The sequence below is a fragment of the Spirosoma profusum genome, assembly GCF_014699005.1.
GTDB classification, from domain to species: domain Bacteria; phylum Bacteroidota; class Bacteroidia; order Cytophagales; family Spirosomataceae; genus Spirosoma; species Spirosoma profusum.
Window position 1 is genome coordinate 487,805 of sequence record NZ_JACWZY010000002.1, and the last position, 25,648, is coordinate 513,452.

The following is a 25,648-nucleotide window of genomic DNA, read 5'->3' on the forward strand; positions in this document are numbered from 1 at the left end:
TTGTTTAGGTGTAGCGAAATAGACTACCCAGCCTATATCAGTAACAAGTTACGCCATGAAAAAACTCTTCGTAACCGTACTGGCTGCCGGCATGACCACTGTTGCCTTCTGCCAGAAAACATTTATTTTATCTCATCAGGATAAAAAGGGATTCTTTGCTGTATCTGCAGGTACCAGTATGCCTGTTGGACGATACGGGAGCTGCCTGACTTCAGATATTAAAGCCTGTATGGCCAGCCAGGGGCTATCCTTTAACGTAGCGGCTGGCTATCGCGTATTCGGCTCGGTTGGGCTGATGGTACGTGGCGAGCAGCACCGGAACGCGGTCGATACAAAAGCCATGCTGAGTTCGCTCTACCGTAACGAAACCGATGTCTGGACTGCGAATGCCGATAACTGGACGATTTCGAGCGTGATGGCTGGGCCGTATATTTCTATTCCACTTGGTCGCTTTTCGGTAGATGCCCGTTTGCTGGCGGGTAAGGCGCAGGCTGTACTACCTAATACGTCGATGGCTGGTAACTTCGGCAGCATTGAAATGTCGCTGAAAACCACGGGTTCACAAAGTACAGCAACGGCCTTTGGCGGTGGTGCTACGTTACGTTACCGGTTAGGACGTAGCATTTCGACACATGTCAACGCCGATTATACTCGTGCTGATTTCCTGTTCCATAACTTAACGTCAACCGCTACAAACGGCAGTCAGAAATCGACAAGTTTGCCTTATAGCAGCAATCGGGTTGTCGACGTAGTGAGTGTGTCGGCTGGCTTTGCGTTCCTGTTCGGAAATAAATACCGTCCGTTCTGACGACCGTTGAGTCAGCTTTGTCAACAGCTTATCCACATTGTGTTGCAACCCATTCGCGAGCGTAGTAGTTTAGCAGTCAATCCTTATCAATTCAGGCTATGACACCGCTTCGCCGACACGCCGTTCTTCGGCGCGTTAAAGATATTACCCTCAGCGCAACCCTCAGTCTGGCACTGCTCAACGGCGCGGCCATGCTCCAAAGTTGCGGTAACAACGATTCCGAGGAGAAGGAACGTACCGAAACCCGATTTGGGAAGGGCGTTCGGACATATATCACCGAAACCGCTCCCGGTACGTTTAAAATCACCGACGAAGTACCTGCCGAACCCGACAAAGCCGGTGCCATCGTGAGTTATCACGACGGCCACCGCGATACGCTCAGCGTTGAAGCGGCTAAACGGCTGGTTGAGTCCGATGAGTCGACACGATCGTACCTACACAATTCAGGGACTTATCATCACCACAGTGGCCTGTCCAGTGCGTTGCTCTGGGGCAGTTTAGGCTATATGCTGGGTCGTTCTTCGAGTCCACAATATGAGGCTGATGCTCGTCGCTACGGATCGGGTGCCTATGCTAACTCAGGGCTTTATGAGCGCTCGACGCGTGTGGGCGAAAGTGTCCGTACATCGCGGGTGACACGTACCGTTCGGCCGTCGGGTGGACGTAGCGGTTTTTTTGGCGGACGTAGTCGGAGTTATTCTTCGTAAAAATAGTTTGTCATGCTAAGTCTTTGTCATGCTGAGGAACAAAGCATCTTGAGGCACCCTGACTAGCTTGTTTGGAAACCTTAAGATGCTTCCTTGGTCAGCATGACAAAGACTTAGCATGACAAAAAAGAAAAACGACTTTTCTCGAATTTGTCCAATTAATGAACTGAAACGTAGCCGTTTGCCTTTATTACGTTATATTTACGGGTATGAATCGGAAAAAAAATTGGGAGCGGCTGCGGCAGGAAACGTTTGACGTTTGCATCATTGGAGCAGGCGCCAGCGGGGCAGGTGCTGCCTTAGATGCTGCGCTACGTGGTTATAAAGTCGCGTTGATTGACCGTAGCGATTTTTCGAGCGAAACCTCGTCGCGTTCAACCAAATTGATTCATGGTGGCGTCCGGTATCTGGAACAGGCCATCAAAAAGCTGGACCTTGCCCAACTTCGGCAGGTAAAGCACGGGCTGGCCGAACGCCGAACGGTGGTACGTAACGCACCATATCTGGCCCATCCGCTGGCTTTACTGACTCCTGTATTCAGTTGGTTCGAAGGTTTATATATGACCATTGGGCTGACGCTTTATGATTTCATTGCCGGACGCGATGCGTTTCCGGGCGGTAAATGGCTCAATCAAAAGGAAGCGCTGGCATTATCGCCGAAATTGACGCGAAAAATGCACAGCGCCGTGCTTTATTACGATGGGCAACTCAACGACGCCCGTTACGCGCTGGCTCTGGTGCAGTCAGCAGACGAAGCTGGTGCCGCTGTGGTCAATTATGCTGCCCTGACCGAGTTTAATCCGGAAAACGGCACAATCAAAGCCGCAACAATTGAGAACCAACTGACGGGCGAAACGATAACGCTACGTGCCAACGTATTTCTTAATTGCACTGGTCCTTATTCCGACGCGATACGTCTGTTAGCGAACCCCTCACTCGACCGTCGGATTCGCCCTAGCAAGGGCGTTCACATCGTGCTTCCCCGCGAAACGCTCAATAGCGACTGCGCGATTCTGATCCCGAAAACCAGTGATGGACGGGTAGTTTTTGCCATTCCGTTTGGCGATAAGGTGTTTGTGGGGACTACCGATACCGATTTTTCGGATTTGGCACACGAGCCCGTGCTGGAACCCGCTGAAGTCGATTACCTTCTCGAAACGGTACGTCCTTACCTCGACCAAACACCCAACAAAGCGGATGTGCAGTCGGGTTTTGGTGGTATTCGTCCACTGATTGTGAGCAGCCGAACCGATACGAAAACCTTACTACGTGACCACGAAGTAGAACTTGACGAAACATCAGGTCTGTTAAGTTTGCTGGGTGGAAAATGGACTACGTATCGACTCATGGCGCAGGATGCTATCGACAGAGTAAGCGAGCAGCTTGGAAAATCGGAACGTAGCAAAACCGAAACACATTATCTGGTAGGTGGCGAAAATTACCGCTACGAAGATTGGCAACTGTTGCAAAAGGCTTATAACCTGCCGCCTGATACGTGTCAGCACCTCATGCGTACTTACGGGAACCGCGCCGAACATATTGCGAAACTCATTCAATCGCAGGCGAATCTGGCTGAAAAAATTACAGACGAACAACCGTTTATCAAAGCCGAAGTGGTTTATCAGGTTCGAGAAGAAATGGCTGTTACGTTACGCGACGTACTGGCTCGACGCTGGCGTCTCGAACTTTCGGACTGGTCGCTAACCGCGCAGGTTGCCCCACAGGTCGCTGACCTGATGGCTACCGAATTAGGCTGGAGTGCTACGTATCGAAACAGCCAGCTTCAATCGTACCAAAATCTATTGGCTTCTTTCGCGAAGCAAGCGGGGTTGGTGGCAGATGGGGCCGCTATAAGTGCGGTTTAGATTTTGGAAAGACATAAAAAAAAGGAATGGCGCAGGTTTTATCCCGCGCCATTCCTTTTTTATCAAAACGTTACGTTTCAGTCTTACTACTGCTTATCCCACCAAACACGGGTATCCAGATTGTCGGGCCCTTGCCGGGTGATGGCTTCGTTAACTTTGGCCCCATTTACCGAAATCTCTGAATCTGGATAGCTCAGGCGATTGATGAAATTACCTTTGATTTCCTTGCCAGGATACGGATTGGGCGTCAGTTTTGGAAAACCACTACGTCGGAAATTAGCAAAAACTTCTGGGCCATTCAGGAAAGAAGCTACCCAATACTGTGTATTGATGAGTTCCAGACCCTGAGCCGCTACGTATGGATTCTTCTGCAAATAAGCTGTGATATTCGCGTCCGACACCAGCGACGTAGCATCGTAATCGCCCAACTGCTTCATGTGCGCCGTTACGCCCGCATTGTAGTAATCGGCGACACTGCCCGTTGTCCAGCCTCGTTGTGCGGCCTCAGCCAGTAGCAACTGCGTTTGGGCATACGTAACCAGAAAGCAGGGCGCATTGAGGCCACCCATACGGGTGCGGTCGAGCTGCGAGTAATCGTAAAAAGTAGCTAGTCCGTCTTTGGTAGCCTGCGCCGGAATAGTACCATTGTCGAAACCCAGCGGCATACCAATTTGTACGGCTGGGTCGCGACTGGCGCGGGCAGCTGTTTGTTCAGGACCGCTTTTGGCGCCAACGTAACGTACTGCAATAGAAGTCAAACGTGGGTCGGATGTGTTTTTCAGATAATCGACAAACGTCTTGGTCAGGTAGTAGTTAGCTGCCTCGGTCGAATTCAACGTAACGCCAACCGGATTTTGGTAATTGGCGTTGTTCCGAACCACGCAGTTATCCGCGTTCGACTGCATCAGACCAGCCGCTACGGCTTTTTGCACCGTCGATTGAGCCAGCGTCGGATTCACTTTCGTGAGCCGCATTCCCGCCCGAAGCAGTAGTGAGTTGGCGAATTTTTTCCACTTGGCAATATCGCCCCCATAGATGAGGTCGCCTGCTTCAATGGTTTTGGCCGCATCAAGAGCCGCCGGTGCTTCCGACAGTTCTTTCAAAATATCGGTATAAATGCTTTCCTGCGTATCGTATTTCGGGGTAATGTTTGCCGACATATACCCTTGTCCAGCTTCGGTGTAGGGAACATCGCCGTACGTATCGGTCAGCACCATGAACACGTATGCTTTCCAGATACGCATCATATTATACAGATTTTGCCGGCTGGCATCGGATTTCGTTTTGGCCAGCGCATCGACCAGATACCGGACATTATCCCGATAATACCGTTGCCATAAGGCCGCATTGGCGCCCGCTGCACCCCGGTTATCGATGTTGAAATTCCCACCTGAAATAATTCCGGAGTTAGGAGAAAACATCTGTTGGACAATCGGTTCCTCGAAAATCAGCAACGAACCGCCGGGGAACGTAGTGTTGACAATAGCGTTGTTGAACGTAAAAATCGGGTTCAGTGACGTAGCGGCTGTAGGGTTAGTATTGAGTTGATCGAATCCCTTCTCGCAACTACTAAGGCTCACTAGTCCCGCAATCAGTGGTATATATAGGAGTGTTTTTTTCATGACTTTTAAAAATTAATACCGGTTCCAGATTAGAAGCGAACGTTCAGGTTGAACCCAATGCTACGTGTAATGGGCAAACCAGTCGACTCAAGACCAATCAGGTTATCCGAGCTAAAGCCGAATTGTTCTGGGTCGATGTTTGGAACCCATTTCTTAAGAATCGCTACGTTGTTAGCCACTGCACTTAAGCGAATGCCTTTAATGAACAGGCTCTTGGGAAGTAACGAAGTGAAATCGTACCCAATGCTGATCTGGCGAAGTTTCCAGAGACCGGCATCGTATACAACCTGTTCGCCCAGGCTCTTCGTGCGGCCAACTGAATAGTAATCCTGAACCGTAGCACGTACCGTGTTAACCTCGCCATTTGTATTGACGCCAGGGCCTACCATTCTGTTATCAGCATCGCCACGACCAACCAGCGTTTCTTTCTGTAGACCATGACGGAACGCATTCAGGTTGGTGCCCGATATCATTTTGCCACCCAGTTTGAAATCGATCAGGAACGACAGACTGACACCTTTGAAATTGAACGTATTGGTAATGCCGCCAACGTACTTAGGCAGCGCCGAACCAAACGAGATCTGATCGGCTGTTCGGTTGGGAATACCATCGCTACCATTTATGATACGTCCCTGTGCATCACGTGCGTATCCGTAGCTGTAAAGCTGACCCAACTCCTGACCTACCACCTGACGTAGTTCGCCTACGTAGATACCTGTACCAACGGTGATACGTTCGGCCTGTTTGTCTTTGTTGATATCCTTTTCGGGCGATCCGTCGTCGTCGGTGAGCAGTTTCAGCAGTTTAGTCTTGTTATAAGAACCGTTCAACGTAACATCCCAGGAGAAATCCTTAGTCCGCAAAGGCGACAGGTTTAACAGCACCTCGATACCCTGATTACGGCTTTCTCCATTGTTAATGAGGACGCTGGTATAACCCGATGCATCAGACGACTGGGCTTGCACAATCTGGTCGCTGGTGATTTTGTTGTAGACAGCTAAGTCCAGGCCAACCCGGTTGTTGAACATCTTCAACTCCAAACCAACTTCGGTTTCCTGGGTACGGCTGGGACGTAGCGTGTTGCTGGGAACCGTATTCGACGTAATATTACCTACCGGCTGACCCTGCCCAGCGGGGTTTGGAAAAAGGTTAGCCGCTACGGCGTAGAACAGGTTGTTCGAGTAAGGTGCTACGTCGCCATCGCTACCTACGGCAGCATAAGCCGCGCGGAGTTTACCAAAGTTCAGCCAGGCAGGCAGTTTGTCGAAGGCTTGCGAGAAGACGAAACTACCCGTTACCGACGGATACAAAATGCTCCGATTGCCAGCCGCCAGCGTCGAGAACCAGTCATTGCGAACGGTTCCGTTCAGGTACAGGAAGTCTTTGTACGATAATTCAGCTGCGCCGTAAAGTGAATTGACTTTCCGCTCGCTGAGGCCGTAGGTTGGGTCTTTGACACGTCCGTTCTGAGGAACGTACAAGCCGCGGACAATGAAATCGGTAGCCTGTACGCTGTTCAAATCGCTTCGACGGTAGAGCTGGTTGCCGCCCAGCGTCAGGTCTACGCCAATTGCCCCGAATTTCCGCGTGGCGCCAATCAGGAAGTCGGTGTTGACTTCGCGGAACCGGCGAGATTCCTGCACATACGCTCCATTCACGAAGCCAGCCGGAGCCGCAGCCAGCGACGCCTGACCAGTCGGGAAGTTATAATCCTGATCGCGCGACCAGTAATCCTGACCAACCCGACCCTGAACATACAACCAGTCTGTTACGTTGTAGCGAGCCGAAATATTGCCAAACAGACGGTCACGACGGATGTTTTCAAACTTATAGTTCATGACGAAATATGGATTCGTCCGGTTCATGAACCGAGAGTAAATAAACTCGTTGCCAGTAGCAGGGTTAATCTGATTGGCTTCCAGTACGTCGAGTGGCATCGAGTTCGCGAGCGTGTAAATAACCGTGGGCGTACTGTTATCCTGCTGAGCAATCTGGGGCGGGTTTTTATTGTACTCGTTCGAGTAGTTCATCGAGCCCGTCACCGTCAGGCGATTCGAAAGGTTATAGCTAAAGCCGAGGTTAATGGTTTTCCGGTTGAAGCTATTATTTGGCGTAATGCCCTTATTGTCCAGATTGGAGATCGACAGATTGAAGCCGCCTTTTTCGCTACCCGACGAAACCGCTACCGAATTCGTCCACGTAGAGCCTTCACGATAGAACTTGTTGATAATGTTACGTACTGGCTGATACGGAACCGTTACGCCCCCGAAAAGCACCTGTGTTTGTCCTGCGAATTTTTCCCCGAAACTCCACATGCCCGACGTTGGGTTGGGCGCCGTCGGGCGCACGCCGTATTCACCCTGTCCGTATTCATACTGATAATCTGTGTAATCGAGCGGATGATCGGTGGTGAAGTTGGTGTTATACGTAACACCAATGCCTTGACCGGTGCCTTTGGTTTTGGTCGTAATCAGAATAGCGCCGTCTTTGGCCCGCGAGCCATAAAGAGCGGCTGCCGTTCCACCTTTCAGTACGGTCATACCTTCAATATCGTCGGGGTTGATCGACGACAGACCGTCGCCACCGTCGGAGTAGTTCCGGTCGCGGTTACCGATGGAGTTGTCGCTACCCGTGTTCCCGTTGTTTTGTCCGAAGTTGGTATTATCGACCGGTACGCCGTTGATAACGATAAGCGGGCTGTTCTGACCCGAGAACGACGACTGACCGCGAATCCGGATTTTACTGGTTCCCGCAGCGCCCGTGCCCAGGCTACTGATGTTTACACCGGCAATTTTCCCCTGAAGCGCATTTATAAAGTTAACCGTACGGTTGGTAGTCACCTGTTCGGGGCTCACAATGGCGGTAGCGTAGCCAAGTCGTTTCGCTTCTTTTTTGATACCCAGCGCCGTCACGACCACTTCACCAAGGTTTTGTTCAGACTCCTGAAGCGTAATGGTTAACTGGGTCTGATTGCCAATGGATTGAGTAACTCCTGCGAAACCAATAGCACTAAACACGAGCGTAGCATTAGGCTGTACGTTCAGTGTAAAACTACCATTACCATCGGTGGTTGTTCCTAGTTGGGTATCACGCACCAGAATACTTACGCCTGGAATCGGTTGCTGATCTTTGCCCGATAAGACGCGACCTGTGACACGGCGGTCCTGCGCCTGGGCCAAATGTGTCACGAAAAAGGCAGTCAATAGCAAGAAGCAGAGACTGAGCCTGAATTGTACAACATGTTTCATTAGATAGATTGGTTTGATTGGAAGTTATTAGGTGATACTGAGTGATTACAGATTGCTTTTGACAACCAGTAACTCGTACTATTTATCCGAAGACGAAGTAGAGAATAACACTAAATTGTCAAATAGACACAATTTTAAAAATGTTACATTTTATCGGAGAATAATAAAATTTGTCTTTGTTCATAAAGAGATGGCTAAGTAATTCCTACTATGTATCTTAAAAAGAATCAAAAAAATTTGGAAGTAATATGAAGATTATTCACCTTTGCCCACCGACCTAGAAGAGTAATCATTTTTTTGACTTTATTCTTATGGAAACCAACTACGTATCATCGACTTATTTCTGCACTGGTACTCCTCCTGTCTTTTCTGGAATGGATGCCATGCGAATGTGTTGTTGACCCTATCAGTTTGTCCGATACGTAGCACTAACCCAGCATCATTTTTGATTTAAAGTTCGTTTAGCAAACAATCAGTTTGCCTTTCATAACCTCTAATACTATACTTAATCTGTATAGTAAGTATTTTAAAATTATTTGTTATGACTTTAATCGCTGAATTGCCTAAAAACCAAGTACGTAGTAGTGTGCAGCCTAATTTCTTGCTGACTGACGAGCAAAAAGCTTTTTTCGACAAGAATGGTTTTTTACATATCAAGGGATTCGTCCAGCGCGAAACGGTGCAACTCTTTATACAGGAGTTACAGCGTGTCGAAGCGAACTGGATCGCTGAAAAGGTCGATAAAATCAACGGCACACCTATTAAATATGGCCGCGATGAAAACGGACAGCAGATTGTACAGCGATTTGCGTTTGCTTCCTGGTTTAGTCCGGTGCTACGTGAATTTTTACAGGATAAGCGCCTGAAAGCACTTACTACATTGCTGCAGCCGTATGATGGACGTATCGGCGAAGATGAAAAAGACGGTCTGGTGGTGAATCACTATGTTCGGACGCCGGAGAGTAATTTCTCGAGAATGGGCTGGCATACCGATAGCCCGCGCGATCTATTTCTGGGCCACCGTATCCGGCCGATGCTCAACGTTGGCCTGCACCTCGACGATTGCCCCATGACAAATGGTGGCCTACGGGTATTGCCCGGCACCCACAAGCAAAGCACCCTGCTGACCTTGTTCCGCAAACGGCAGTTCATCGACCACCGCCCCGACCCACGCGAAGTAGGTTTCGACATCGAAGCCGGTGATTTAACCATTCACAATGGCAGCCTGTGGCATCGGGTTGAGCAGTCACCGAATCTGGGAGCCGCCAGCCGTCGGCGCGTGATGTACATTCCGCTCATTACGGGCGAATACCAACCCAAAACGGCTGCCAGCAAAACGCCATTTTACCATATTTTAGGACGTAAAATTTTACGGTAACAACGCTACGTTCAGACGTAGTAATCTGACTAAAAGCGAAGTAATAACGAACGTATGGATTTCAACTGGCTAGCTTCTTTTCTTGTACATGCCAATTGGCTGGCTTTTGCCGTTCCGATCTTCCTCTTATTTATGGGGATCGAGTACCTCGTTGCCCGGTGGCAGCAAAAGAAGTATTTCCAATTCAGTACGTCGGTCGCTAACATAAACGTAGGCATCGCCGAACGCTTGCTGGATACGTTCACTGTTGGCGCTTTTTACTTCGTATACGATTCTCTACACCGCCATTTCGCCATTTTCGATATACGTCCAACGGTCTGGACGTGGGTTAGTTTGCTCATCGTGACCGATTTTGTCTGGTACTGGTATCACCGGCTGGCGCACGAAATCAACCTCTTTTGGGCCGTACACGTAGTACATCACCAGAGCGAGGATTTTAACTACACCGTCTCCGCCCGGATCACGGTTTTTCAGGCCGTGGTACGTACCGGTTTCTGGTCGATTTTGCCGGTTATCGGTTTTCCAGCGGAGATGATTACGACCATTCTGCTCGTTCATGGGCTGTATCCGTTCTTCATTCATACCCGCACAATTGGGAAACTCGGCTGGCTCGAATACGTATTTGTGACGCCTTCGCATCACCGCGTACATCACGCCAGCAACCCCGAATACCTGGACAAAAACTACGGCGACGTACTGATCATTTGGGACAAGCTCTTTGGTACGTTTGTTGAAGAACGTAGTGTGCCGGTCTATGGCTTAACGAAGCCGCTCGGCAGCCATAGTTTTTTGTGGCAGCATTTTCACGGATTGCTCGAACTGTTGGTGGCAAGCTGGCAGGCCGACGGATGGCGGGCAAAATGGAACGTATTGTTCGGTCGCCCGGATGAGCTGAACCCAACCATTCGTCAGGAACTTGAATCCAGATTTTTGTCGACCAGCGCGGCTGAACGTCGGGTGGAGCATACGCAACGACGGCGTTTTCGGGGGTACGTAGCGGGGCAACTGGCGGGAACGTTACTGATTTTATTCGTTTTCCTATTATTCGAACACTACGTTCCGGGCTGGCTTCAGTTGCTGACAGCGCTGTTTATCCTGCTGACACTCATCAATTGCGGGGCTTTGCTGGAACAGCGACAGTGGGTTTTGTATCTTGAAGTAGGGCGGGTAGCCGTGCTCTGGCTGGCGTTGTATGGCTTGCTTGGCTATCCGATGCTGATTGTGTTGGGCTACATTGGCGCACTGTCGCTCTGGGCATATTTCTCGTTTATTCGAAGGCATTATTTTCAATTAGTGTACGGCTCTGGCCCCGACAGGCTCTGGCTTTCTGAGTCTCAATAGCGACTAACAACTTTATCAACACAAATCCGACAGCCAGAGCCTGTCGGGGCCGAATACATTCACCATCACGAACAACCTGATAAATAGCTACTCAAATGGCACATAACACGGATGATGAACCAAAAACGAACCGATCGACGTATCGAAAGCGGCTCAGAAATGCGCTATCGTTCAAAAAGACACGTAGCAGACGCCGAAAATCACTGAATCCGTATTCCATCAGCTTTTTCGGCGTATGGTTTCTGGCGATGATAGCCGCCGTAGGATTCCATGCACCTGATGAGCCGTCGTACCGGGCGCAGTTGGAAGAATGGCACCAGAACCGTATAAAATCGCTGAAAAGTGAAACCGGCTGGCTGAATCTGGCGGGGCTTTTCTGGTTGAACGAAGGTAAAAATTCAGTCGGTCGCGGCCCTGATTTCGACGTTCGGTTTCCAGTCGCCAATGAGCTGAAAGAACTGGGCATATTTACCCTGCAAAATGGCGAAGTTCGCTTTACACCGAATCCTGGAGCCAGTGTTCAGGCCGATGGGAAACCTGTAACGGAATCACTGGTCATTTTTTCGGGCGCTAAAAGTAAACCGCCTGTGTTGGCGCATGAGTCGTTACGTTGGTTTATCATTAAGCGAGGCCCGAAATACGGCGTGCGGTTACGTGATCTGGAAGGTCAGTTTCTGCGCGATTTTCACGGAATTGATCGTTTCCCTATTGATGAAACCTGGAAAGTAAAAGCTAAGCTTGAGAAACCTTCGGAACCCAAAACCATTCCTATTCTGGATGTATTGGGTCAAACAACGCAGACGCCGTTGGCCGGTACGTTAGTGTTTGACCACGCTGGAAAGACGTATCGACTGGATGCCGTAGGTGAAGGCGAAAAGCTGTTCATTTTGTTTGGTGATCCTACGAATGAGCATGATACGTATGGTGCGGGCCGGTTTCTGTACGCCGATAAACCCGCAGCCGATGGCACCACAACGCTCGATTTCAACCAATCGATCAACCCACCCTGCGCCTTCACGCCCTATGCTACGTGTCCGCTTCCGCCCAAACAAAACAAGCTGGCAGTGGCTATAAAAGCGGGTGAAAAACGGTACGGCGATCATTAAGTCATGCAGAACGAACGAAACGACCGTGGTGCGACTTATTTCTATGGTTTGCCCTATCATGAGCAACTCAATCTGGTCTGGCAGCGGGGGATGCTGATTGAAGCCCGACGAATTCCGGGTTTCTGGTTGCATCTATACGCGGTCAATACGTTTTTTGTGGAGATGTGGGTTTGCCAGCGTCGGTACGATGTTACGTTGGTGAGAGTGCTCAGTAATACCGATGAGTTGGAGCCGTATATTGACAAAATTTCGCTAAAAGAACTGGTGTAGGCCCCGACAGGCTCCGGCTGTCGGAGTTGCGGCAGCAAATGCTAGAGAAGCTGTATTATAGCTGACAGCCAGAGCCTGTCAGGGCCAATTAACTGATTTACATGAATACGCTGACAAGCGCTACGTTGCCCTCGAAACTGCCGAACGTCGGGACAACCATTTTTACGGTGATGTCGAAACTGGCGGCTGAAGTAGGAGCCATTAATCTGTCGCAGGGATTTCCGGGTTTTGATTGTTCGCCTGAACTGGTGTCGCTGGTAGAGCATTATCTGCGCCGAGGATTCAATCAATATGCGCCGATGACGGGCGTACCGACGCTACGTGAAGCGCTGGCGCAGAAAACGTCCGATCTGTATAACGTAGCGTATCACCCTGATACAGAAGTGACTATTACGTCGGGAGCTACAGAAGCGATCTTTGCGGCAGTTACGGCAGTGATACGTCCCGGCGATGAAGTGCTGGTTTTTGAACCGGCTTACGACAGCTACGTTCCTGCTATCGAACTGAACGGCGGCATTCCCGTTTACGTAACGCTTACCCCACCCGACTATAGCATCGACTGGAAAACAGTACGTGAAAAAATCACCGACAAAACCCGGCTGATTCTGATCAATACGCCCCACAACCCAACAGGCCGCGTCTGGACGGTAGACGATCTGGTGCAACTAGCCAACATCGTCCGCGACCGTGATATCTGGATTGTAAGCGATGAAGTGTACGAGCATATTCTGTTCGACAATCGAACACACCATTCACTAATGACGCATCCCGTATTGCAGGAACGAACATTTATTGTGGGTTCTTTTGGGAAAACGTTTCACATTACAGGCTGGAAAATCGGTTACTGCCTGGCCCCGGCTGAACTGACGCGCGAGTTTCGCAAAATTCACCAGTACCTGACGTTCAGTACCGTAACGCCCATTCAATACGCGCTCGCCGATTATCTGGCGCAGCCTGCTCACTATCAGGAGTTACCAACTTTTTACCAGCGCAAACGCAACTTGTTTCTGGATGGCCTACGGAATTCTCGTTTCGAGTTCAAACCGGCTGAAGGAAGTTTCTTTCAAACGGTTTCGTATGCAGCCATTACCGACGAACCGGACTATGATCTGGCGATACGTCTGACAAAAGAAATCAACGTAGCGTCGATTCCGGTATCGGTGTTTTACAATCAAAAAAACGATTACAAGATTCTTCGGTTCTGTTTCGCCAAAGACGACGCTACGTTACAAAAAGCCGCCGAACGACTGAGCCGATTGTAACGCGGGTTTCCAGCTACGGCCGAACGTCCGCACAACATATCATGGAAAAAGAAACGAATCAATCAACCTTATCACTTCATCAACAGGCACTCGAATGCCCGGTAGATGGTGTAAAAGTGAACGAAAATAAAGTGCGCACAGTCGCTTTTGGCGTTCTTCTGACCACAATCGCGTATCTGCTTACGGGCTTCTGGCCGCTCTTCCTGTTCCTGCTAATCGACTTTGCGTTACGTGCCTTTAACTTCGGGCAATACAGCTTACTGGCTCGATTGAGCGATGGAGTCATCAAACTGTTAAAGTTTCCAGTTGTGCCCATCGACCAAGCTCCGAAGCGCTTTGCGGCAGGGGTTGGTATGGTTTTTTCGGTTGTTATTCTAGGGCTGCATGGTTTGGGGATTTCGGCCTTTTGGGTGGCAGGCGTGATAGCTGTTTTCGCAGCGCTGGAATCGCTGGCGGGTTTTTGCGCGGGTTGCTACGTGTATACTTTACTGAAAAAAATCCGGGTAATCAGCTAGGTTTGTATTTCTTTATCTAACTAAATACATTCGGAAATGCCCAGAATTAAGCCATTACCTATCAAAGAAGCTACGTCCGACGTACTGGCGGCTTACGATGCGCACATAACGGATTATCCGGGGAGCCGCATCACCAACATGAAGGCAACGCTGGGACGGTCGCTGCTATCGTTTCAGATTTACATGCAATGGTACCCGTTGTATGAAGAGGTGAAGAAAATTCTTGGCTTTAGATTGGCATATCTGTATGCTCATGCCATTTCCGAAGGTTCGAATTGCCCGCTTTGCACAACGTTCTTCCGACGTATCATCATCGACAATGGCGAACGGCCTGAAAACCTGCAGCTAACTGAGCATGAGCAGGAAGTTGTTGATTTCGGTAGCGCTATTGCCCAGCATAAAGGTGAGATTTCGGATGAGCTTTACGTACCTGTGGCTGAGCGTTATACCGAGGCACAACTGGTCGTATTGATTGCATTTGCGGGTCAGATGATTGCTACGAACGTATTCAACAACGTACTGGAGGTGAACATCGACGAATATCTGTATCCGTATTTACCTTTAATGCAGCAGCAGGTTCAGACACAACAATAATGGCTGATTTCGACGGAAACGTAGCATTTATCACGGGGGCGGCACACGGGCAGGGTAGGGCTGTAGCGCTGGCTCTGGCAAAAGAAGGAGCTAATATTGTGGCTTTCGATTTGGCGAAACCACAGTCCTATCCCGGATACGCGCTAGGATCTGACACAGAATTAGATAGCCTGAAACGTGAGGTTGAAGCCCTTGGAAAACACTGCCTGACAGTTCAGGGGGATGTTCGTCGTGATGAAGATATCAGTCGGGCGGTCGATGCTACGTTGGTCAACTTCGGACGTATTGATATTCTGTTCAATAACGCGGGCATCTGCGCCTACGGACTCGTCCACGAGCTCCCCGAAAGCGAATGGGACGCTATGCTCGATATCAACCTGAAAGGAGCGTGGCTGGTGGCCCGACGTATCATTCCGGTGATGATGAAGCAAAAGTCGGGCGTGATTATTAACAACTCATCGATTGCCGGGCTGCGTGGTATGAACCGGCTTAGTCATTACGCGGCTTCCAAATGGGGGCTGGTCGGTCTGACGAAATCGTGGGCTATTGAACTGGCTCCCTATAATATTCGCGTCAATTCCATTCATCCAACGGGCGTAAACACACCCATGAACGACGGTCTGGCTGAGCTAGAAGGTACCACAACGCAGGAAATCGCCGAGCGTTCAGCCGGGAATCTGCTGCCTGTGCCCTGGGTTGAAACCGAGGACGTAGCAGCTATGGTACTCTACCTGGCTTCTGAGAAAGCCCGCTACGTTACGGGTTCGCAGTTTGTGCTTGATGCTGGACTACTAACACGGTAATTGTCTGACAACGTAGTGAATAAACGTTGTTTTGCGTATCTACTAGCCCTCAAAATGAGGGCTTTTTTGTTTGTAAGCACCTAAACCAAAAAACGGCCTTAATGTTGCAGAAATCCATTATTTTGCTAGTTTTGATAATTCTAATATTAAATAATTGTTAACAAATTGTTAAGAAGTATGCAGGGAAATCTCCACTCTATTATGCTCAAAAGGCTATCAATCACGCTGATAGCCTTTTTGATTTCTCACTGTATCTGGGCGCAGGGGCTCGTGCAGGGTACAGTGCTGGATGCCAAGAAAGCGGCTTTGGTAGGTATTAACGTAGTGGTGAAGGGAACCACACGGGGTACAGTAACGGATGTTAACGGTAAATTTTCGGTAAGTGCAGACCCTTCGTCCACCCTTATTTTTTCGGGGGTTGGTTTTGTGCGTCAGGAAGTACCGATCGGCAACAGTACCGAACTGAACATTACGTTGTCGGAAGACAATGCCGTACTGAGCGAGGTGGTTGTAACGGCGCTCGGTATCAAGCGCGATAAGCGGTCGCTGGGATATTCGGTGCAGGAAATCAACGGGCAGGAACTCTCAACGGCGAAAGAAGCGAATCTCGCTACGGCGTTGGCCGGTAAGGTGGCGGGCGTTCAGGTCACGCGCTCGGCGAATGGTGCTGGTGGTTCGTCGCGAGTGATTATTCGCGGGGCTAACTCGCTGGTGGGAAACAGCCAGCCGCTCTATGTCATCGACGGTGTTCCAATGGATAACCAGAATCCACGTGCGCCCGGCAGCACAGGTGGTATCGATTACGGCGATGGTATTTCCAACATCAATCCGGAAGATATTGAAACGATGTCGGTACTGAAAGGCCCAAACGCGGCTGCACTCTACGGTCAGCGGGGAAGTAACGGCGTCGTGCTGATTACCACGAAATCGGGTAAAAACAAAAAAGGAATCGGCGTTAAGTACGGTATTGACTACTCATTAGGAAACGCGTTGGTGCTACCTGATTTTCAGGATGAATACGGACAGGGGCTGGACAATACGTTCACCAATTTCCGGGGTAACGATGGCAGAATTTATACCTGGGCGGCTGCTCAGGCGGCTGGCATTCAGGGGATTCCCAAAATGAGCGGTGGTCGCGACCGATTTACCCGCGCCAGTTGGGGGCCGCGTATGGATGGCCAGCAATACGAAGACCAGTGGGGCAACGTACTGAGTCTGACACCACAACCCAATACGTTCCAGAAGTTTTTCAACACCGAAAAACAGATGGTCAATAACCTGAGCGTGGAAGGTGGTAACGAATCGGTAAACTACCGGCTGGCTTATTCCAACACGAAAATTGACGGATACGTACCGACTAATACGTTGACACGTAACAACATCAGCTTACGGACGGTCGCCAAAGTGACGTCGAAACTGGAGGCCGATGTGAAGGTCAATTACATTGCACAGGCTGGCGTGAATCGCCCAACGGTTTCGGATGCGGCTGATAACCCGGCTTACATTTTCATCAGCCAGCCACGTAGCATGCCGATGGACATTCTGGCTAACTCAGCCTGGACTGCCGACGACGTAGCGAAACAACTCGGCTATGGCACTACGGGTTTTGTAGGCCTGGAAAAAACTTACGCGACCAATTCCTCAACCGCCAATCCATACTGGACCCGAGATCATACAAGTAACGTCGATGACCGCCGTCGGGTGATTGGTTTGATTCGACTGAGTTACCAGTTCAACGACTGGATTCGCCTGACGGCTCGCTCCGGAACGGATTTTTACACCGACCAGCGTTTCCGGTACCGGGAAAAAGGTACCTACGTAACGACGAACAAAAATGGCGACATCAACGAAGAGGTGACACGGACGCGCGAAGACAACAGCGACGTACTGCTTTCGCTGACGCCTAAAATTTCGGACGATATTTCGTTTTCGTTGAATCTGGGTGCCAACCACCAGCGCTACACCTCACGTACCACAGGTAATACGGGCAATGAATTCATTGCGCCAAACCTCTACGTTATCAACAATACGTTGACAAACTCGTATGTTTTCGGCCTCACGGAATCGTCGATCAACTCGGTTTATGGATCGGGTTCGGTTGGCTATAAAGACATGGCGTTTATCGATTTTTCTGCTCGAAATGACTGGTCGTCAACACTTTCGCCCAAGAATAACTCATTTTTCTATCCGGCCATCAGCGGAAGCCTGATTCTAACGGACGCTTTCCGACTACAAAGTCCGGTGCTGAGTTTCCTGAAAGTGAGAGCGTCGTGGGCGCAGGCAGGTAGTTCGGGAAGCCCGTACCAGTTGAACGGAAACTATTCGCTCGATCAGTACACACAAGGCGGAATTCCGCTGGCGTCGTTCGCGTCAACCATTCCCGACCCGAATCTGAAAAACGAGCTCACTACGTCGAACGAGTTTGGGTTGGAAGCTCGCTTGTTGAAAAACCGAATCGGTCTGACTTTCGCGTATTACAACGCCAGCACCAAAAACCAGATTCTGAACGTACCACTGCCTCCATCGAGCACGTTCACATCGCGGCTCATCAACGCGGGCGAAATTCGGAACCATGGCATTGAATTGTCGCTGACCGGAACGGCGGTGAAAACGCCATCAGGCTTCACCTGGGATGCTACGTTCAATTACTCGCAGAACCGCAACGAAGTTGTCTCGCTGGCCGAAGGTGTGCCGACATACATTCTCGGTAGCGACCGGGGTGTACAGGTTATTGCGACGCCAGGCAAACCGTTTGGTACCATTCTGGGTAACGGTTTCCAGTGGTTACGCGATGGCGCTGGCAATCGCATCATCGACCCAGCTACGGGCCTGCCAGTGAAAACGAACGCCAAAATTCTGTACGAAATGGGTAACGCACTGCCTAAGTGGATTGGTGGTTTCAACAACGTATTTCGCTATAAAGGCATCTCGCTTTCCGGGTTGGTCGATATCAGCCAGGGCGGCAATGTGTATTCGCAGAGTTTGCGCGAAGAGTTGATTTACGGCACCATCAAGAAAACCCTTCCCGGTCGTGACGGTAGCTACGTAGCATCGGGCGTCGTTGGGACGAAAGGGGCCGATGGTACTTGGACGAGCACTGGACAGACCAATACTAAACAGGTACGGGCGCAGGATTACTGGAACGTAATAGCGCCGGATAAAGACAACGTAGTGGCCGAAGAAATGCTGAACGACGCGAGCTACATCATCATGCGGGAAGTTACGCTGAATTACAGCCTTCCAGCGAAACTGGTGAGCCGGACACCGTTCCGGGGCATCCGTGCGGGAGTTTACGGTCGAAACCTGTTCTATTTCCAGCGGAAAACCGATGGATTTGCGCCCGAAGCGTCGGCTTTCAACGTCAACAACTCGTCGTTGGGATTGGAATCAACGGCTCTGCCACTGCTACGTTATTTCGGCTTTAGCCTGAATTGTGAATTGTAGATTAAGTAATGCGGGTGGAAACCCGCAAGTCTCAGCCAATTACTGCGGGTTTCCACCCGCATTACGTCAATGAAAAAAATAATAAAACCTCTCTGCATTGCACTCGCGCTATTTATGGCGCAGGCCTGCACCGACGATTTTGAAAAAATAAATACGCCACCCACCTCCGTTACGTCCATTGACCCCGGATTGGTACTGTCGAAAGTACAACGGGATGCGGCTTTTTCGGAAGGATTTGAATACCCGAATAACCAGTTTGGTTCGTGGGTGCAACAGTGGGCGGGGGGCGTTCTGATTTCGAGTTCGCGCTATATCCAACAGGCTGATACCGATCTGTGGGCCAGCCAATACGTTTATATCCGGAACATCACACAGATACGTAACCAGTTGTTAAAAGGGCTCGAAAGCGACCCGCGCGGACGTACCAAACTGGCCATCGCCCGGATTGTTGAAATAGCTCTTTGGCAGCGACTGACCGATCTGTTCGGCGACGTACCATATTCGCAAACGGCGCTGGGCACCGAAAATGTGAATAATCAGCCTGTTTTCGATACGCAGGAATCGATCTATAAGTCGCTGATTACGACGCTCGATGCAGCTATTGCCCAACTCAATGCCAGTGATGCCAGCTACGGAACCGCCGATTTTTATTACAAAGGCGACGTAACGAAATGGAAAAAGTACGGCAATTCGCTGAAACTTCGTCTGGGTATGCGCGCCCGTTATGGCGATCCCACGCTGGCGCAGAAAACCGTGACTGAAGCCATGGGCCAGCCGTTGCTGGAATCGAACGCTGATAACGCGGCTATTCCGACGTATAACGATGCCACTAACGCCAACGTCCATCCAGTGTTGAACCACTGGCTGGCTGGTAGCCCGGACTTAAAATATCTGGCTGATACGTTTGTGAACCAGTTGGTTACCACAAATGATCCGCGCCTTCCTGCTTTGGTCCAACCGACGGTTAATTCGGTAAAAGCGGGCAAACCAGCTTACAAGGGTATTGGTGTGGCGCTGACGGATGCGCTGCTCAAAACCATTATTAAGGACGATTATTCGACGGCTTCGCAGGCTACGTTCTTCAACAAGGCATACAATCCGCCCATTCCGTGCGTGCAGATGACCTTTGCCGATGTGAGTTTCTATAAAGCCGAAGCTGCGCTTGAGGGCTGGGGTGCTACGTCTGACCAGGCTGAGAAGTTTTATCAGGATGGCGTAAAAGCGGCTATGTCGATGGCTCCTTACAACGTAACAACCATTCCTGCTACGTATGGCGAACTGTCGTTTACGGGTTTGACGAAGGAGCAGAAACTAGAGAAAATCGGTACGCAGAAATGGATTCAGTTGTTCGGACGCTCTTATGAAGCCTTTATCGAATGGCGTCGGATGGGTTATCCAAAACTGACGCCCGGTCCAAACGCTGGTTCGACTAACGGGCAGATTCCGCGTCGGGCTGTTTATTCCACGCAGGAAGCGTTGCTGAATAAACCCAATTACGATGCCGCCGTGGGACGTTTGCCAAGTGGCGATACGTACCTGAGCAAAGTTTGGTGGGATAAACGGTAGACGGTAAGGAATTCAGGGGCGAACATGACGTATGCCATTACTTGGAGTAATGGCATACGTCATGTTCGCCCCTGAATTCTTTACTCAACAGAACCGCACCGGTAACCCAGTGCGGTTCTGTTTTTTTGCTTATTTTGTCAGATAACCTCTTTCTTATATGAAAACGAGCCTGTTACGTCTCCTGCCAGTTTTTATTCTTACTTGTTTCATTTGGAACAATTCGGTTAACGCCCAGCCCATAACGTCTGCGCAGATTGATGACGTAGTACAGCGAACACTCACTACGTTCGATGTGCCGGGTATTGCCGTGGCTGTGGTGAAAGATGGGAAGGTTATTCATTCAAAAGGTTATGGCGTTCGATCACTGAGAACCAAGGAGAAAGTGGATGAAAATACGCTGTTTGGCATTGCGTCGAACAGTAAGGCGTTCACTTCGGCATTATTAGGCATCCTCATTGATGAGGGTAAACTGAAATGGGACGACAAAGTGATTGACTATATTCCCGAATTTCGGATGTATAACGGCTACGTAACCGAAGAATTTACGATTCGTGATTTGCTAACCCACCGCAGCGGTCTCGGCCTCGGCGCAGGCGACCTGATGTTCTGGTCCGATTCGAGCAATTTCACCATGAAAGACATTATCCATAACCTGCGCTATCTGAAACCTGTTTCAGGTTTTCGGACGAAGTATGATTACGATAATCTGCTTTATATGGTGGCGGGCGAAGTAATTGAACGTATTAGCGGCAAAAGCTGGGAAGCGTTCGTAGAGGAACGTATCATGAAACCGCTTCAGATGACACGTAGTGCCGGTACGTATAGTCGACTGGCCGATAAAGTCAATGTCATTGATGCCCACGCGTCGGTCAATGGGAAAGTGCAGGTAATCAGCCGCGATATGTTTCGGTTTGGTAATTCGGCGGGGGGCATTAATTCGAGTGTAGCCGACATGAGTAAATGGGTAATTATGCAGTTGAACCGCGGAAAATACGGTCCAAATCAGAGCCAGCAATTGTTCAGTGTAAATGTGCACAACGACATGTGGGCACCGCAGACTATTACGCCAGTTAGTCCGACGCCTGTTCCACCCTACAATACGCATTTTTCGGCTTACGGGCTGGGTTGGGGCCTCAGTGATGTGAAAGGCTACAAGCAAGTGACACACACGGGCGGCCTCGCGGGTATGGTAACGCAGGTAACGTTACTTCCTGAGCTTCAACTTGGTATCATCGTTTTCACAAATCAGCAGGTCGGCGCGGCTTTCAGTGCTGTTACGAACACAATTAAAGACAGCTACCTCGGCTTACCGCAAACCGATTGGGTGAAGACTTTCAGTGAACGGGTAAAAAAGGGCCAGGACGAAGCAAATCAAATCACCAAAAACATCTGGGACAGTATCGAGAAAGAACAGAAAGGCGGTACGTCGAAAACGGATGTTACGTCTTATCTCGGAACGTATCACGATAACTGGTTTGGCGACGTATTGATTAGTAAGAAAAACGGACAGCTTTGGTTTCAGTCACTACGTTCGCCGAAGCTGACGGGCGAAATGTTCTTCTACAAAAACAATACGTTCATCGTGAAATGGCTGAACCGCAGCCTCGATGCTGATGCCTACGTTACGTTCCAGACCGATGAAACCATGAAGCCGGTTTCTCTCAAAATGAAGCCTATCTCGCCCCTCACCGATTTCAGCTTCGATTTTCAGGATCTGGATTTGCAGCGTGTGCCAGAAAAGACAGCTAATTAATTTAATCGCTTTTACTATGGCAGTTGTTTCACCTTCTACCACATTTCCGCTGGCCGGTTATCAACGGTTGTGCTTCCTGAAAACCTGATTAATCATCCCCAAATTACGATTGGCGATTATGCGTACTACGATGATTTTGAGACGGTTGAGAACTTTCAGAAAAATGTGCGTTACCTGTTCGATTTTACCGGCGCCCACCTCACAATCGGTAAGTTTTGCATGATTGCTTCTGGCGTCGAGTTTATCATGAATGGCGCTAACCACCTTGTTGAAGCCGTTAGTTCGTATCCTTTTGCTGTTTTTGGTGGCGACTGGAGCAAGGCTATGGACGGCAAATCATATCCACAAAAGGGTAATACGTTTATTGGGAACGATGTATGGATTGTTACCGGGCCAGTATTTTACCGAGCATTACCATCGGTTATGCTCGGATGGGCGCTTTTTTGGGCCATGCTTATGGCTTGGCCTGCTACCGGGCCGGGTGGGTTGGTGACCAGAATCAATGTAGTTCTGAGCTGATTCGCTTTGGATTGAGCTACAAACTTGGTGATAGTGTTTTTTGATAAACGCCTAGGAATGACTCCGTAACCACTCTTTAATGGCGTTGTCCAGATTGACATACTTAAACCAGGCCTGCTTATAAAAAACCGTTCCGTCGGGCTCGATAAAATAAGCCATATTGGGCGCCTGACCGTAAGCGAGCCAGAAATCATTCGTTGGTTTATCGACCACAACGGGCGCTAAAATGTTGTTCTGTTGCTTCCATTTCTGGGCGAGCGTCTTCCTTTCTCCATACGTTTTAGCCTGTTTGGCCTCAATGTGCTCCCGAATATTATCTTTCGCCAGACTGACCTGATTCGTCTGGGAATAAGGGCTGGCTACATCCGATGGATGTGCATCGATTGTGTAGATGAGGTAAATACTGGCTTTATCTTTATACCGGGCAGTCAACGCATTTACATCCAGTAAGTTATGTCGGCTGATGTCGCATGTATAGCTACCCGAGATCAGCAGGAGTGGTTTGCCTTTCGCCAGTATTTCCGACGTATTAAACTTCACACCATCAGGAGAATACAGTGTCAAATCCGAGATTTTTGCGCCTTTCTGGTAGCCTAATTTCTCAAAATCTCTATAATTATTTTTGATGCCTTCTGATACAGGCAAATTTACAGTTGCTTCATCTTTAGGAAGTTGACTATTACCTCTTGATACATTGTAACTTGTCTGGCAGGAACATAAAGTAGCCACTAAAAGTAAGCTAAATAAGTAGCTTATTAATTTCATAACTAAAACGTTGATAAAAATGGGCGATTTTATAATCGATAAAAATTGGTTTTAAACTAAGCAATTATGAGATCGAAAAATTTTTTAAGGGTTAAAAAGATCTTAAAATAAATTATGTATAATTATTTGATTTTCAAATTATTGGGTAAAATTTCTAGTGTTAAATATGAAATAATAACCTGGTATTTTATTGCTATTATAAGCGAATAGTACTAGGTAATTCATTGCTATTTTAGCAAAAGAAATAGTGAAAATAAATATTTAAAAACCCTGATATATAGGCATTTGTACGGGTAAAAAAATTCTACAACTTACTTAGTAGTCAGTATGCACTATAATAAGTCAATTGGGTAAGAATGTAATAAATACTCACTCGTTTGAATAAGTAGATAACACACATTAAAAATTTGAAAATCTTTTAGGAGAAATGCAGAAAATAGTATTGGGTTAGCTGCACTCATTAAATGAACGGGTAAACCCAATTTTGGGCTAGCTTTCTTTTAGAAAGCGTAGTTCGATAAGGCTCGCTTACCATATAGGAAACTACCGTAACCTAAATAGTTCGTAGTCAGTATCATAGGTTTTACTTTATTGGCACTCTATTCTATGAGGGCTAACTGAGATCATTTCTAACCTTAATTCATTATTCAGGCATGAATCCGAACAAAGCATTGTGGGAAAAAGGGGATTTTACCCAAATTGCCCAAGCCATTCGTGAAAGCGGTGAAGCGCTGGTCGCCCAACTTGGTATCACACCCGGACTTAATGTTCTGGATCTGGGGTGCGGTGATGGTACCACCGCCATACCGGAAGCCAGACTAGGAGCTACAGTTTTAGGTGTGGATATTGCCAGTAACCTGGTCGAAGCGGGAAACCGTCGGGCTAAAGCCGAAGGACTTACCAATTGCCACTTTCAGGAAGGGGACGCAACTGACCTACATGAGTTAGAGGATCAGCGTTTTGATCTGGTTGTGACCATTTTCGGAGCCATGTTCGCGCCAAAGCCATTTGACGTAGCAAAGGAAATGGTTCGGGTTACGCGCCCGGGAGGACGTATCGTGATGGGCAACTGGATACCGGGCGATCCTACTCTGGTTGCGCAAGTCTTAAAAATTAGTTCGGCTTATACCCCGCCACCTCCAGAGGGTTTTATCAGTCCTATGTTGTGGGGCGTCGAAAGTCACGTAATCGAACGGTTTGAACAAGTGGGCGTACCCAAGGAGAACATTAGCTTTTTAAAGGATACGGCTACTCTCAGGGCTTCGTATTCCCCCGCTGAGTTGCTCAGTAAGTTCAGAAACTATTATGGACCTACCATGAATGCCTTCGAAGCGGCTGAGAAGAATGGTAAGGCTGAGGCTCTACAGGAGGAACTAAAAGCCCTGTTTGAAAGCCAGAACATAAGCGACGATAAGACTAAAACGTTGATACCTGCCGCATTCTTAAGGGTAACGGTTACTGTTTAGCCCCACAAACACGCATTTTCGGCCTGTACCGTTCGATCAGTCGTCCTTATTTTCCGACCACTCATCAAATCCCGTTGCCGTTCCAGTAGTTTGTAATACATAGTACTAGCTACCGCCTATAACTTTGGTGCAACAAATCGGGAAAGAAACCCCGACCTGCTTAGAACTAAACACAAACAACAACATACAATGAAAACGCTCATCAAATCTTTCGCTCTTGCTCTTTCACTGGGTATCGTTACTGCATCTGCTACGTTAACCGAAGCTAAACCAATCGGTATCAAGGACCCTTCGTCTGCCGTTTCTTACCAGACCGGTATTTATACCTCGAAAGACAATAAACTGAACATTGCCCTGAATAAGGAACTAGGTGGAACTGTCGATGTTAAATTCAAAAACAATGAAGGTACGGTTTTATTCAGCGAACGCTTGGGTAAAAACGAAACCGCCTACCGCACTCGCCTGAACCTGGGCGAACTGCCCGACGGCGTGTATCAGGTTGAAATCACCAACGGTGTTGAAACCCAGAAGCACGTAGTGACGATCAAAACCGAGCAGCCTGCAACCTCTGGCCGCGTAGTGGCTATGAATTAATAGGATTGAATTAAAGTTAGTT

General features: G+C 48.9%; 20 protein-coding genes. 17 read left to right on the plus strand and 3 right to left on the minus strand.

Going from position 1 to position 25,648, the window contains the following annotated elements; genetic code table 11:
* The first annotated feature begins 55 nt into the window (after positions 1–55).
* The 3 genes from IC229_RS04370 (at position 56) to IC229_RS04380 (ending at position 3,380) form a co-directional block, all read left to right on the plus strand.
* On the plus strand, positions 56–808 hold the full coding sequence (locus tag IC229_RS04370) for a hypothetical protein (protein ID WP_190885694.1): 753 nt from the start codon (positions 56–58) through the stop codon (positions 806–808).
* Between the two features lie 98 nt (positions 809–906).
* Complete coding sequence (locus tag IC229_RS04375) at positions 907–1,515, plus strand: hypothetical protein (protein WP_190885695.1); 609 nt, start codon at positions 907–909, stop codon at positions 1,513–1,515.
* Between the two features lie 209 nt (positions 1,516–1,724).
* On the plus strand, positions 1,725–3,380 hold the full coding sequence (locus IC229_RS04380; protein WP_190885696.1) for a glycerol-3-phosphate dehydrogenase/oxidase: 1,656 nt from the start codon (positions 1,725–1,727) through the stop codon (positions 3,378–3,380).
* 86 nt (positions 3,381–3,466) lie between these two features.
* On the opposite strand, the gene IC229_RS04385 is transcribed toward IC229_RS04380, so the two are convergent.
* The gene (locus IC229_RS04385) at positions 3,467–5,002 is read right to left on the minus strand and encodes a SusD/RagB family nutrient-binding outer membrane lipoprotein (protein ID WP_190885697.1); all 1,536 of its coding nucleotides are present in this window, start codon (positions 5,000–5,002) and stop codon (positions 3,467–3,469) included.
* Between the two features lie 29 nt (positions 5,003–5,031).
* Complete coding sequence (locus IC229_RS04390; protein WP_190885698.1) at positions 5,032–8,250, minus strand: SusC/RagA family TonB-linked outer membrane protein; 3,219 nt, start codon at positions 8,248–8,250, stop codon at positions 5,032–5,034.
* A gap of 541 nt (positions 8,251–8,791) precedes the next feature.
* On the opposite strand from IC229_RS04390, the gene IC229_RS04395 reads away from it, so the two are divergent.
* The 12 genes from IC229_RS04395 (at position 8,792) to IC229_RS04450 (ending at position 22,801) form a co-directional block, all read left to right on the plus strand.
* Complete coding sequence (locus IC229_RS04395; protein WP_190885699.1) at positions 8,792–9,628, plus strand: phytanoyl-CoA dioxygenase family protein; 837 nt, start codon at positions 8,792–8,794, stop codon at positions 9,626–9,628.
* A 54-nt stretch (positions 9,629–9,682) separates the two neighbouring features.
* Positions 9,683–10,969: a sterol desaturase family protein gene (locus tag IC229_RS04400; protein WP_190885700.1), complete on the plus strand. Its 1,287-nt coding sequence runs from the start codon at positions 9,683–9,685 to the stop codon at positions 10,967–10,969.
* A 95-nt stretch (positions 10,970–11,064) separates the two neighbouring features.
* On the plus strand, positions 11,065–12,075 hold the full coding sequence (locus IC229_RS04405; protein WP_223833844.1) for a DUF1684 domain-containing protein: 1,011 nt from the start codon (positions 11,065–11,067) through the stop codon (positions 12,073–12,075).
* A gap of 3 nt (positions 12,076–12,078) precedes the next feature.
* Entirely contained in the window at positions 12,079–12,345 is a 267-nt protein-coding gene (locus IC229_RS04410; RefSeq protein WP_190885701.1) for a hypothetical protein, read from the plus strand.
* Positions 12,346–12,446: 101 nt separating this feature from the next.
* Positions 12,447–13,607, plus strand: coding sequence for a methionine aminotransferase (locus IC229_RS04415; protein ID WP_190885702.1), 1,161 nt, complete (start codon positions 12,447–12,449; stop codon positions 13,605–13,607).
* A 41-nt stretch (positions 13,608–13,648) separates the two neighbouring features.
* A complete protein-coding gene (locus IC229_RS04420; protein WP_190885703.1) occupies positions 13,649–14,122 on the plus strand; it encodes a DUF4395 domain-containing protein in 474 nt (157 codons plus the stop codon).
* Between the two features lie 36 nt (positions 14,123–14,158).
* The gene (locus IC229_RS04425) at positions 14,159–14,716 is read left to right on the plus strand and encodes a carboxymuconolactone decarboxylase family protein (protein ID WP_190885704.1); all 558 of its coding nucleotides are present in this window, start codon (positions 14,159–14,161) and stop codon (positions 14,714–14,716) included.
* Complete coding sequence (locus IC229_RS04430) at positions 14,716–15,519, plus strand: mycofactocin-coupled SDR family oxidoreductase (RefSeq protein ID WP_190885705.1); 804 nt, start codon at positions 14,716–14,718, stop codon at positions 15,517–15,519. The genes IC229_RS04425 and IC229_RS04430 overlap by 1 nt, the downstream gene beginning before the upstream one ends.
* 201 nt (positions 15,520–15,720) lie before the next feature.
* On the plus strand, positions 15,721–18,963 hold the full coding sequence (locus IC229_RS04435; RefSeq protein ID WP_223833845.1) for a SusC/RagA family TonB-linked outer membrane protein: 3,243 nt from the start codon (positions 15,721–15,723) through the stop codon (positions 18,961–18,963).
* Positions 18,964–19,032: 69 nt separating this feature from the next.
* Complete coding sequence (locus IC229_RS04440) at positions 19,033–20,529, plus strand: SusD/RagB family nutrient-binding outer membrane lipoprotein (protein WP_190885706.1); 1,497 nt, start codon at positions 19,033–19,035, stop codon at positions 20,527–20,529.
* Positions 20,530–20,686: 157 nt separating this feature from the next.
* On the plus strand, positions 20,687–22,282 hold the full coding sequence (locus tag IC229_RS04445; protein WP_190885707.1) for a serine hydrolase: 1,596 nt from the start codon (positions 20,687–20,689) through the stop codon (positions 22,280–22,282).
* 69 nt (positions 22,283–22,351) lie between these two features.
* Positions 22,352–22,801, plus strand: a complete 450-nt coding sequence (locus tag IC229_RS04450) for an LbetaH domain-containing protein (protein WP_190885708.1) — start codon at positions 22,352–22,354, stop codon at positions 22,799–22,801.
* Positions 22,802–22,852: 51 nt separating this feature from the next.
* Here IC229_RS04450 and IC229_RS04455 read toward each other — a convergent pair whose 3' ends face one another.
* Positions 22,853–23,566, minus strand: coding sequence for a deiodinase-like protein (locus tag IC229_RS04455; RefSeq protein ID WP_190885709.1), 714 nt, complete (start codon positions 23,564–23,566; stop codon positions 22,853–22,855).
* A 653-nt stretch (positions 23,567–24,219) separates the two neighbouring features.
* Between IC229_RS04455 and IC229_RS04460 the strand changes: the two genes are divergently transcribed.
* Positions 24,220–25,032, plus strand: a complete 813-nt coding sequence (locus tag IC229_RS04460) for a class I SAM-dependent methyltransferase (RefSeq protein WP_190885710.1) — start codon at positions 24,220–24,222, stop codon at positions 25,030–25,032.
* A 189-nt stretch (positions 25,033–25,221) separates the two neighbouring features.
* A complete protein-coding gene (locus IC229_RS04465; protein ID WP_190885711.1) occupies positions 25,222–25,626 on the plus strand; it encodes a hypothetical protein in 405 nt (134 codons plus the stop codon).
* Positions 25,627–25,648: the final 22 nt, after the last annotated feature.

Bases quoted from the DNA above. Each gene is read 5' to 3' on its own strand.
- IC229_RS04370 (WP_190885694.1), top strand. From the start codon at position 56: ATGAAAAAACTCTTCGTAACCGTACTGGCTGCCGGCATGACCACTGTT.
- IC229_RS04375 (WP_190885695.1), top strand. From the start codon at position 907: ATGACACCGCTTCGCCGACACGCCGTTCTTCGGCGCGTTAAAGATATT.
- IC229_RS04380 (WP_190885696.1), top strand. From the start codon at position 1,725: ATGAATCGGAAAAAAAATTGGGAGCGGCTGCGGCAGGAAACGTTTGAC.
- IC229_RS04385 (WP_190885697.1), bottom strand. From the start codon at position 5,002: ATGAAAAAAACACTCCTATATATACCACTGATTGCGGGACTAGTGAGC.
- IC229_RS04390 (WP_190885698.1), bottom strand. From the start codon at position 8,250: ATGAAACATGTTGTACAATTCAGGCTCAGTCTCTGCTTCTTGCTATTG.
- IC229_RS04395 (WP_190885699.1), top strand. From the start codon at position 8,792: ATGACTTTAATCGCTGAATTGCCTAAAAACCAAGTACGTAGTAGTGTG.
- IC229_RS04400 (WP_190885700.1), top strand. From the start codon at position 9,683: ATGGATTTCAACTGGCTAGCTTCTTTTCTTGTACATGCCAATTGGCTG.
- IC229_RS04405 (WP_223833844.1), top strand. From the start codon at position 11,065: ATGGCACATAACACGGATGATGAACCAAAAACGAACCGATCGACGTAT.
- IC229_RS04410 (WP_190885701.1), top strand. From the start codon at position 12,079: ATGCAGAACGAACGAAACGACCGTGGTGCGACTTATTTCTATGGTTTG.
- IC229_RS04415 (WP_190885702.1), top strand. From the start codon at position 12,447: ATGAATACGCTGACAAGCGCTACGTTGCCCTCGAAACTGCCGAACGTC.
- IC229_RS04420 (WP_190885703.1), top strand. From the start codon at position 13,649: ATGGAAAAAGAAACGAATCAATCAACCTTATCACTTCATCAACAGGCA.
- IC229_RS04425 (WP_190885704.1), top strand. From the start codon at position 14,159: ATGCCCAGAATTAAGCCATTACCTATCAAAGAAGCTACGTCCGACGTA.
- IC229_RS04430 (WP_190885705.1), top strand. From the start codon at position 14,716: ATGGCTGATTTCGACGGAAACGTAGCATTTATCACGGGGGCGGCACAC.
- IC229_RS04435 (WP_223833845.1), top strand. From the start codon at position 15,721: ATGCTCAAAAGGCTATCAATCACGCTGATAGCCTTTTTGATTTCTCAC.
- IC229_RS04440 (WP_190885706.1), top strand. From the start codon at position 19,033: ATGAAAAAAATAATAAAACCTCTCTGCATTGCACTCGCGCTATTTATG.
- IC229_RS04445 (WP_190885707.1), top strand. From the start codon at position 20,687: ATGAAAACGAGCCTGTTACGTCTCCTGCCAGTTTTTATTCTTACTTGT.
- IC229_RS04455 (WP_190885709.1), bottom strand. From the start codon at position 23,566: ATGAAATTAATAAGCTACTTATTTAGCTTACTTTTAGTGGCTACTTTA.
- IC229_RS04460 (WP_190885710.1), top strand. From the start codon at position 24,220: ATGAATCCGAACAAAGCATTGTGGGAAAAAGGGGATTTTACCCAAATT.
- IC229_RS04465 (WP_190885711.1), top strand. From the start codon at position 25,222: ATGAAAACGCTCATCAAATCTTTCGCTCTTGCTCTTTCACTGGGTATC.